The 9,428-nt window shown below is 63.9% G+C and carries 10 protein-coding genes; 1 reads left to right on the forward strand and 9 read right to left on the reverse strand.

Going from position 1 to position 9,428, the window contains the following annotated elements; translation table 11 throughout:
- Positions 1 to 235 precede the first annotated feature (235 nt).
- Complete coding sequence (locus tag H597_RS0107915; protein WP_154668011.1) at positions 236 to 1,030, forward strand: PEP-CTERM sorting domain-containing protein; 795 nt, start codon at positions 236 to 238, stop codon at positions 1,028 to 1,030.
- Here the strand turns inward: H597_RS0107915 and H597_RS0107920 are convergent.
- The 9 genes from H597_RS0107920 to H597_RS34015 all read right to left on the reverse strand — a co-directional run.
- A complete protein-coding gene (locus H597_RS0107920; RefSeq protein WP_154668012.1) occupies positions 993 to 1,472 on the reverse strand; it encodes a hypothetical protein in 480 nt (159 codons plus the stop codon). The two genes, H597_RS0107915 and H597_RS0107920, sit on opposite strands and share 38 nt — an antisense overlap.
- Before the next feature lie 171 nt (positions 1,473 to 1,643).
- Positions 1,644 to 1,961 carry a hypothetical protein gene (locus tag H597_RS0107925; RefSeq protein WP_154668013.1) on the reverse strand — a complete coding sequence of 106 codons (318 nt, stop codon included), beginning with the start codon at positions 1,959 to 1,961 and terminating at the stop codon, positions 1,644 to 1,646.
- Between the two features lie 21 nt (positions 1,962 to 1,982).
- Entirely contained in the window at positions 1,983 to 3,347 is a 1,365-nt protein-coding gene (gene creD, locus H597_RS0107930; RefSeq protein ID WP_028101671.1) for a cell envelope integrity protein CreD, read from the reverse strand.
- 49 nt (positions 3,348 to 3,396) lie between these two features.
- A complete protein-coding gene (gene creC, locus H597_RS0107935) occupies positions 3,397 to 4,800 on the reverse strand; it encodes a two-component system sensor histidine kinase CreC (RefSeq protein WP_028101672.1) in 1,404 nt (467 codons plus the stop codon).
- Positions 4,797 to 5,498 (reverse strand): two-component system response regulator CreB, encoded by a 702-nt coding sequence (gene creB, locus H597_RS0107940; RefSeq protein ID WP_028101673.1) that lies wholly within the window; start codon positions 5,496 to 5,498, stop codon positions 4,797 to 4,799. Before creB ends, creC begins: the two co-directional genes overlap by 4 nt.
- 25 nt (positions 5,499 to 5,523) lie before the next feature.
- The gene (locus tag H597_RS0107945; RefSeq protein WP_154668014.1) at positions 5,524 to 5,742 is read right to left on the reverse strand and encodes a hypothetical protein; all 219 of its coding nucleotides are present in this window, start codon (positions 5,740 to 5,742) and stop codon (positions 5,524 to 5,526) included.
- A gap of 88 nt (positions 5,743 to 5,830) precedes the next feature.
- Complete coding sequence (locus H597_RS0107950; protein WP_229632121.1) at positions 5,831 to 8,623, reverse strand: TonB-dependent receptor domain-containing protein; 2,793 nt, start codon at positions 8,621 to 8,623, stop codon at positions 5,831 to 5,833.
- A 251-nt stretch (positions 8,624 to 8,874) separates the two neighbouring features.
- Positions 8,875 to 9,192 carry a 30S ribosomal protein S10 gene (gene rpsJ, locus H597_RS0107955; protein WP_028101676.1) on the reverse strand — a complete coding sequence of 106 codons (318 nt, stop codon included), beginning with the start codon at positions 9,190 to 9,192 and terminating at the stop codon, positions 8,875 to 8,877.
- Positions 9,193 to 9,305: 113 nt separating this feature from the next.
- On the reverse strand, positions 9,306 to 9,428 hold a 123-nt coding region (locus tag H597_RS34015), incomplete at its 5' end, for an EF-Tu C-terminal domain-related protein (RefSeq protein WP_503826060.1).

The following is a 9,428-nucleotide window of genomic DNA, read 5'->3' on the forward strand; positions in this document are numbered from 1 at the left end:
TTTTTCTCCATTCCCACCTACGATTGGGCGGGGCTTTGTTTAACTACAAAAAATGATACGGGCCATAAAAAAGACGAACCCATACCGAAGCCGGCTAGTGTACCGAGAATTCCCACTTGACGCAACAGCTTTGTACGAGGTATGGCAAATGTTTGTGTTCCGCCAAGGCTGAATCCTGCGTGGCGCGCGCGGCGCCGGCTTCGCGCTACCCTTGCAGGGTTATCAGGAGGACATTATGGACAGGATAGCAAGCTCAGTAATGACGGCGCTGTGCCTCGCCAGCGCCCTGCCCGCGTGGGCCCAGTACCGCGCCCTGGACGGCGCCGTGACCTTCTCCGACCCGCAAGTGACGGCCGCGGCGATCGCCCCCGATGGCCCCGCGCCGGGGGTCACCCAGACCGTGCGGCCTTGGGCGCATCTGTCCAACGACCTGTGCTTCCCGCCCGCCTTCTGCCAACATGAGCGCATCGACGCCGGGCCCGACGATGCGGCGACGCTGCCGCAGCATTCTTCGCTCCGCTACCGGAACAGCTGGACAACGGCCGAGGCCCGGGACGGGTATACCGCCCTCGCCGCCCACCTCGAATTCATCCCCGGCGCCAGCCGCAACACCGTGTCAGCCGATGCCGACTACCAGGTGCACAACTTCGACGTGGCGCCCAACACGGTGGCGACGTTTACCGTCCGCCTGCATGGCGCACTGAGTGCCGCGGATGCCGCCTTCCCCTACCTTGGCCGGGTCCTGGGCGAGACCCAGTTCATGCCCGCCACGCTCAACCAGTGGCAACATAGTTATTTCAGCCTGCTACTGTCGCCGCAGGCCCAGTCGTTCGACGACACCATTGTCGCCACCTTGCGCAACGACACGACGGAAGTGGAAAACGTCTGGTGGTACTGGCATTCCGGCCTGGACTTGCAGTTGCCCGTGCCGGAACCCGCTGCCTGGCTGATGCTGCTGGCGGGTCTGGCCCTCCTGCTGCCCAAGGCAGGCCTCATGCCCAGGCGCGTCGCGCGGCAGCAGACGCGGTGAGGGGAGCTGTACGCCCGGGCGTCGCGCCCGCGGTCTGACGCCTGGCGTGCAGCACATCCTGGCCGGCCGCTTGCCAGGTGTGCAGCTGTCGCCGCATGCGCGCCTGCGATGGCAGCACGGCGCCCACTACGGGTCCGCCGGCAGCGATCGCCACCTGCTCAGGCAATCGCTCATAGCCGCGAAAGAGATCGGGCTGTCCACGCCCCAGCCGCGCCTGCAGGATTTGCATCAGGTCCTGGTAGGCAGCGCTACCCGGCGTCGGGGCGCAAGGCAAGGCTAGCCGGAAGGCGGGCGCGGCGCCATGTCCCGCCACGGCGACGTCGCGGTAGGCACTGACCACCACGGCGGCCAACACCGTGCCGGGACGCACGTCGAGTTGCCAGGCCACCGTTTCATAGCTGGCCAGCACCAGCACCATACGCGTGCCACGCTGGTCAAGCACCACCCGCACTGGCGCGGCCGGCGGCCCGGCCGTGAAGCCGGACAGCACCATCAGTTGCGCGCCCTCGGCGAGGGAGGGGGCCAGCAGACCGCCTGGCAGCATCGCGCTGGCGGGGGAGTGTGAATTATGAATGTCGTTCATACAAGCTCCAAATAAAATGGCCAGGCCAGCTCAACTTGCCGAGTAGCCGAATAAGAATCCATAGGCAAACCAAATCGCCACTGGCCACCCGAGGGTCATACCCAAATGCGCCAGCCTGTCCCGCAGCGGCGCAATATCAAGCAACGTCCTGCTTCTTGACGATATGACGAGCGCGGCAAGATACGTCAGCGCAAAGCCGATATTCAGGGCGACGACGATGGCTCCCCAAGTACCAGGGTCGCCGCTCGCCCCAAATTCCGTGATGCGCAACCATGCCAGCCCCGCATGCTCGAGTAGTCCAAATATGACCATCTGCAGGAAAAGAAGGCCCCAATAGATCCGGCGCATGAGGGAGCCCTCCAGGTCCATTTACGCCAGCTCCGCAGGCGAGCCTGCCTGGTTGCCCAGGTTGTACCAGTCCACTTTGCGGGTGGCGACCATGATGGCGGCCAGCACGGCGAACAGCAGGATGGCGCCCAGCATCAGGGCATTGTTTTCCGAGTTGAGCAGGCCGAACAAAATGCCGTACAGGCCGCACAGGGCGGCGCCGAAACCGACCCCGCGCTTCCAATCGCGCAGCACGTGGGCCAGGTAGTACGCGATCAGCACGATGCAGCCGGCGCTGGCGGCCAGGTAGGAAGCGACGAAGGCGTAGTGCTCGGACAGGCTGACCAGCAGCAGGAAGAACAGCGCCAGGGCCAGCCCCACCAGCAGGTACTGCACCGGGTGGATCGGCAGGCGCTTCATCACCTCGAACAGGAAGAAGGCGGCAAACGTCAGCGCCACGAACAGCAGGCCGTACTTGGTGGCGCGGTCGGCCATCGAATACACATTGACCGGTTCGATGAACGACGCGTGGATGGTATCGAGTTGCGGCAAGGCATTGCCGCCCTGCCCTGCCGACTGTTCGCGCTGGCGCAGCTGGGCCTGGGCTTCGCTGGCCAGCGAGGAAATGCGCCAGACGGCCTGGAAGCCCTTCTCGTTCAGGTTGTACTGCTCGGGCAGGAAGCGGCCGCTGAACTGCGGGTGCGGCCAGGGCGAGGACATCACGAAACGGTTGTTGCGCGCCAGCGGCACGAAGGACTGGCTGTCCATGCCGGCCAGGTTCAGGCTGAAGCTGAACTTGACCGGGCCCGCGGCGGCCTCCTCGGGCGACAGCGTGGCGTGCAAGCCCTGGCGCGAGGATTGCAGGCCGGAGCCCTGTTCGAATTCGACGCTGCGTTCGCCCCATACCAGGCGCGGGATATCGCGCACGCCGCGCACATCGGCCACGGCCAGCGCGAGGTAAGGACGCTCCGGCGTAATCTGCGAGCCCGATTCGGTATGCGGCAGTTCGGCCGTCGACGGCACGGTAAAGTCGCCGCTGATCGTGTGGGCGCCGTTGAACATCAGCACCTGGTGGATGCCGCGATGGCGGCGCTCGGTCTCCAGGTTCGACTGCACTTCCAGCTGGTTGGGGAAGACCAGGTGCTGCGAGCGCTTGCGGTAGCGCTTGATTTCCGGCTTGCCGTCCTTATCCCGCTCTTCGACGGTGTACACCTCGTCGTAAGGCATGACCAGCACCGGTCCGTAGATGTGCTGCTCGCCGACCGAATCGGCGGCGATGCTGCGCGCCGCCTCGTCGCGGTAGGCGATGCGCTCGTTGATGGTGGCTTGGATCATGGCCAGCGGTATGCCGAGCAGCAGCATCAGCATGCCGACGAAGAGGGCTTTGACCAGGAGTCTTTTTTGCATTTGGCGCTTCCTATTGTTGTTATCAAGGTTGCGCCAGTGTAGAGAGCGTTTATGCGCTGATAATGCGTTCTGTGTGAAGCGGCAGCAGCAGCACCGCGCGGCAGCCGCCGCCCTCGCCGTTCGCCACCTGGGCGCTCCCGCCGTGCAGGGACGCCACTTCGCGCACGAAGGGCAGGCCCAGGCCGGTGCTCTTGGCGCCGTCGGGGCGCGGCAGCGAATAGAAGCGTTCGAACAGGCGCGCCTCCGCATAGGCCGGGATGCCCGGGCCGGCGTCGCTCACGCTGATGGCGGCGTGGCCGTCGCTGCGGCTGGCGGCCAGCTTCAGCGTGCTGCCGGGCGGCGCGAAGCCGATCGCGTTGTCGAGCAGGTTGCCCAGCGCCTGGCGCAGCAGCAGCGCATCGCCGCGCAGCTCCAGCGTGGGATCGGCGCTGATCTCCAGCTCCAGCTTGCGGGCGGCCAGGCGGGCCTGGAAGTCGCCGGCCACGTCCCGCAGCAGGCCGGCCACAGCCAGCGGCGCCGCATCGTCGATGCGCTGCTGCTTTTCCACGCGCACCAGGGCCAGCAGCTTGTCGATCAGGTCGCGCTGGCGCGCGTTCTGCGCCTGGATGGTGGACAGGAACTGGCGGCGCTGCGCCGGTGGCATGTCCTCTTCCAGCAGCTCGGCGGCGGCCTGGATGGCGGCGATCGGGCTTTTCAATTCGTGCGTCAGGGTGTGCATCAGGGTCTCGACGTAATCCTTGCCTTCCAGCTTGGCGCGCATGGCTTCCAGCGCGTGGCCGAGCGTGCTGATCTCGCTGCTGCCCAGCTTGGGCATGACCGCCTTTTCCCCCGCCTGCACCGCCTCGACAAAGACCATCAGCTTGTTGACCGTGCTGGCCATGCGCCAGGTGATGACGACACCGATCAGGAGCGACAAGCCTAGCAGCAGGGCGCCCCATTTGAGGATCTTGCGCTGGCTGCGTTCAATGAAGCCTTGCACGCTGGAGATCGGTTTGGAGACCGTCAGCACGCCGATGATGCGCTGGCCGTCGCGCACCGGCGCGGCGACATACATCGCCAGGCTGCCGTAATCGTGCGGCGACTCGCTCGACATGCGGGCGCCGTATTTGCCGCGCAGCGTGAGATAGACATCGTTCCAGTGCGAGTAATCCTTGCCGACCGCCTTGCCGGCGGAATCGAAGCGCACCAGGCCTTGCGCGTCCGTAATCGTGATGCGGTAGTCGGTGTTGCGGCTGGCGGCGGCGATCCTGGCCAGCAGGGTGCCATTGGCAGCCCCCTCTTTCATGTCGTCGGCAACCACCTGGGCCAGCAGCTGCGCGGAGTCGTTCATGGCCGCCTCCAGCGTGGAGCGCGCGCCGGGCTTGACCTCCTGCACGAAGATGCTGAGCAGGAACCAGGCCGCCAGGCCGACGATCAGGAAGTAGCCCAGCAGGATGCGCAGGCCGATCTTCATGCGCCGGGCTGCAGACTGTAGCCCATGCCGCGGTGGGTCTGGATCGGGTCGGCGCTGCCGTCGACGCCGCGCAGCTTGGCGCGCAGCGATTTGACGTGGGCGTCCACCGTGCGGTCCAGCGTGTCGGGCGCGTCGCGCCAGACCCGGTCCATCAGCTGGGCGCGCGAGAGCACGTGACCCGGATGCTCCAGCAGGGTTTTCAGCAGCAGGTATTCGTAGCGCGTCAGTTCGAGCAGCTGGCCGGCGAACAGGATGCGCGCCTCGGCGGCGCGCAGCTCGAAGCCGGGCGTGCGCGGATTGGCGACGGTGGCGGGTGCGGCGGTGGGCGCGGGCCCCGCGCGGCGCAGGATCACGCGCACGCGCGCCACCAGCTCGCGCGGCGAAAAAGGCTTGGTCACATAATCGTCGGCGCCGATTTCCAGGCCGACGATGCGGTCGATTTCATCGCTGCGCGCGGTGAGGAAGATCACCGGCACGTCGGAAAACTGGCGCAGGCGGCGGCACACATCGAGGCCGCTGATGTCGGGCAGGCCGACATCCAGGATCACCAGCGCCGGCGCCTGGTCGCGCGCGGCGGCCAGGGCCTGCTCTCCCAGCGTCACATGGTGCGGCGCGAAGCCTTCCTTGCCCAGGGCGAAGGCAATACTGTCTGCAATGGCTTGTTCGTCTTCGACGATCAGGATGGTCTTGTCGCTCATGCGCCGCAGTATAGCGCGGCCGAGATCAATTCTTTTGGCTATCGTCGCCCGCCGCCGCCTTGTCGGCCGCCTCCTTGGCTTTTTGCTGGCTGTCTTCCAGCGCCTTCATGGCATCCTTGGCCTTGTCGCGCTGCGCGCCCATGGCCTTGATGTCCTGCGCCGCCTGGTCGGCCGGGTTCTTCTGGCCGCAGGCGCCCAGCAGGATCAGTGGGGCCAGCGCTGCGATAGTGATCATGCGTTTCATTTCAACCTCCCGAGCGGAAATCCCGAGTATACAAAATAAAAAGCCGGGCATCCCTGCCCGGCTTTTTCGCTCTTACGCCGAGAGGCGCTTAGAAGTCGTAAGCGGCGCTCACGCCGACGGTGCGGAAGCCCGTGCTGGTGAACGACCAGCCATCACGCCAGCGTACGGCCTGCTGGCGGTCGAACACGTTGTTCACGTACATCGACAGGGTCAGGTGCTGGATACCGGAGTAACGCAGGTTGTAGTCGAAGATCACCGGACGCTTGACCTTTTCGCATGCGCCCATGTTCTCTGGCGCCACCTTCTGGGTCACGCAGTAGGTGTCGTTGCCATAGCTGTTGTTGTTGGCGGCGCTGCGGTAGTTCATCGTCACGCCATGATCCCACGCGCCAACCGTCAAGGATGGGCGCACTTTCACGTTCCAACGGCCAAAGCCATAGTCCCAGGTGCCGTATTGGTTCGGGTTGTAGCTATTGGTGCCCACGTTCCAGATCTGGTAGTGCAGCTTGTACTCGCCTTCCAGCTTAACGCGCAGCTCGCCGATACCGTCCAGCTTGACACGGGTCGAAGCGTCGAAATCGAAGCCGTCGACTTTGGTCTTGCCGCTGTTGACGTATGGACGGTAAGCCAGGCCCAGCGAACCGACGCCACCGAAGTTCTTGGTGTTGCCAGGAACGTACTTGTTGACGATGCCCAGGAATTCGTTGTCCTGGGCGGTGTTGTCGACGCGCACCAGCATACCGGCTGGCAGCGAAGCTTCAGCGTTCAACAGGTCGGGGACTTCGCGGGTGCCGATTTCATCTTTACGCTTGATATTGTAGTAATCCAGCGAGAACGAAGTGTTCTTGATCGGCTCCCAGACCACACCAACGGTGAAGGTCTTCGAGGTTTCCGGCTTCAGCTCGGAATTGGCCGACACGAAGGTCGACAGGCTGCCCTTGCAATCGAGCTCCATCAGCGTTTTGGCGCGTGCCTTGTCGGCGGACGTGGCGCCCGCCGCTTTTTGCACCAGATCGTTCAGGGCGGCGGCGGTTGGGCAGCGGCGCGGGTCATTCACGTTGGTGGATACCGAGCCACGGCCCAGACCATTGCCCGTTTCGTTGATGTTCGGTGCGCGGAAGCCGCCGGACGCGGTGGCGCGGAACAGCAGGCTGTCGGTCGGGGTGAACTTCAGGCCCAGCTTTGGCGACAGGTGCGCGTCGAACTTGTCGGTCTTGTCCGCGCGCAGGGCGGCCGTCATTTCCAGGCGTTTGAAGACCGGGATCACGGCTTCGCCGAACAGGGCGTACTGGTTCACGGTGTCGTTCACCTGCAAGCCGAACACGCTGACCAGTTCACCGCGCAGCACGTTGTCCGAGCTGGCCATTTCGTAGTGCTGGCGACGGATGTCGGCGCCGACTGCGAAACTCAGCGGACCGGCCGGCAGCTGCATCGCTTCACCGGTGATGGTGCCGTCGATGAAGGTGGTTTTGGAACGGCCGGCAGTGCTGCGGACCGGGAACATGGCGTCCAGCAGCGCTGGATCGTTCTGCTGGCCGAACTTGTAGGCGCCCTTGACGATGGCGTCAGTGTAGCCTTTGGCGCTGGCGTTGCGGGTTTCCTTGGTCGCTTCCGACGTCATCTGGCCGAAAGCGGACTTCCAATCGTACTTGCCGACGCTGCCGTTCAGGGTCAGCATATAGCGCGCCTGTTCGGAATTGGTGCGGTTGAAGTTGAAGCCGTTGCCGGTGTCCATCAAGCGGGCACGGTACTCGACCGGCACGTTATACGGGTTCATGGCGTGGCCGACCGGCAGTTTCGGGTAGCTGAATGGGCCGACGGTGTGGCCTTCGACCGCGTTGTACCACAGGTAGGTGCTGGTCGGGCTCGGGGTCGTGAACGGCGGCACGATGTAGTCGGTCTTGGCGCCGGACGAGGTGATCTCGAGGGTGGCGTCGATCGATTTACCGATGCGGAAGTGGGTGTTGCTGACCAGGGCCCAGCGCTCGTTGTCGGTGGTTTGGCCGTCGTATGGCAGCACATCCCACTTGCAGGCGCCGGCATCCATGGCGTCGGCCGGGCAGCCTGGCGCCGGGGTCGGCTTGTTGTTGACCCAGTAGTTGCCGGTCGGCGAATAGGTGCTCTTGGCATCCCAGGCCGCGCCGGTTGGCGTCTGGCCGTGCCAGTCCGGCACGAAGCGGCGCAGCTCGCCCCTGCTCCAGCCGTCGGCGCGGTAGCCCTCGACGCTCAGGTAGGTGTTGAAGCCGTCGGTGTCGACATCGCCGTAACCGAAGATGGCGGCCACATTGCGGGTGCGCTGGTCTTTGAACTTGGGCGCTTCGGTGTAGTTGGCCTTGATGCGCGCGCCGGTGTAATCCTTGCGCAGGATGATGTTGACCACGCCGGCAATCGCGTCCGAACCGTAGATCGCGGAAGCGCCATCCTTCAGGATTTCGATGCGCTCGATCGATTCGGAGGCAATCGCGTCCAGGTTGGTGAAGTTATCCTGACCGCCGTCGGACAGGCCATACGGGGCGATGCGGCGGCCGTTGACCAGCACCAGGGTGGCAACCTTGCCCAGGCTGCGCAGCTGCACCGCGGAGGAACCCGGCGCAAAACTGCCGGAACTCGAGGTGGCAGAGTTCAGGCTGGTATCGATGGCGGACGCCGAGCGCAGCACTTCCAGTGCAGTCGTGGCGCCGGTGCGCTCGATGTCGGCGCGGTTCAGCACCTGCAGGGAGCCGGCGTTTTCATTGTTGACACGCTTGATGCTGGAGCCGGTGATTTCCACGCGCTGCATCGTTGGCGTTGCGGCGCCTTGCTGGGCAAAGGCCGGTGCGGCAAAAGCGACAGCCACCGCTGCAGCGATCGCGCTCTTGTTCAGGTTAGGCTTACTTTTCAACTACTCACTCCCGTTTATTTAACTTATGAAAAAAGTAAAAGCGAAATATAGTAATTGAAAAACTATAAGTTATGTTGCCTGAATCAAAATCTTTACCAGCATGCTTGCCGTTTTGACGGGATTGTGTTGTGCTGCCGCGACGCGGCGGCGCAGGAACGCAAGCCTGGCCGGGCAGGCGCTTTCGTTTGCGGCCGCGAAAAAAGAAAAAGCCCGCAATTTGCGGGCTTTTTTGTCTTGCGACGAAACCGGTCTTACTGCAGCTTGATTTCGACGTCCACGCCAGCTGGCAGGTCCAGCTTCATCAGCGCGTCAACAGTCTTGTCGGTTGGGTCCACGATGTCCATCAGGCGCTGGTGGGTGCGGATTTCGAACTGGTCGCGCGAAGTCTTGTTCACGTGCGGGGAACGCAGCACGTCGTAACGCTGGATGCGGGTTGGCAGAGGCACTGGGCCTTTTACCACGGCGCCGGTGCGCTTGGCGGTGTCAACGATTTCCAGTGCGGACTGGTCGATCAGCTTGTAGTCGAAAGCCTTCAGGCGGATACGGATCTTTTGGTTTGGAGCGGACATGCTTATTCCTTAAAAGAACGAACCGGCAACAATACGTTTCCGGCAATGAGAGTAAATACTAAGACGGGCCGACATGATAGCACATGCCGGCCCGCTTGAATCACTGAGGCTGATTAGCCCAGGATCTTGGCTACCACGCCCGCGCCGACGGTACGGCCGCCTTCACGGATTGCGAAACGCAGACCTTCTTCCATCGCGATCGGGGAGATCAGCTTGACGGTGATGGAGACGTTGTC

It is taken from the genome of Pseudoduganella violaceinigra DSM 15887 (assembly GCF_000425385.1).
Taxonomy (GTDB): Bacteria; Pseudomonadota; Gammaproteobacteria; order Burkholderiales; family Burkholderiaceae_D; genus Rugamonas; species Rugamonas violaceinigra.

Coding starts and splice junctions, on each gene's coding strand:
- H597_RS0107915 (WP_154668011.1), top strand. CDS start 236: ATGGACAGGATAGCAAGCTCAGTAATGACGGCGCTGTGCCTCGCCAGC.
- creC (WP_028101672.1), bottom strand. CDS start 4,800: ATGAAGATCGGCCTGCGCATCCTGCTGGGCTACTTCCTGATCGTCGGC.
- rpsJ (WP_028101676.1), bottom strand. CDS start 9,192: ATGTCCGCTCCAAACCAAAAGATCCGTATCCGCCTGAAGGCTTTCGAC.
- creB (WP_028101673.1), bottom strand. CDS start 5,498: ATGAGCGACAAGACCATCCTGATCGTCGAAGACGAACAAGCCATTGCA.
- H597_RS0107925 (WP_154668013.1), bottom strand. CDS start 1,961: ATGCGCCGGATCTATTGGGGCCTTCTTTTCCTGCAGATGGTCATATTT.
- H597_RS0107945 (WP_154668014.1), bottom strand. CDS start 5,742: ATGAAACGCATGATCACTATCGCAGCGCTGGCCCCACTGATCCTGCTG.
- creD (WP_028101671.1), bottom strand. CDS start 3,347: ATGCAAAAAAGACTCCTGGTCAAAGCCCTCTTCGTCGGCATGCTGATG.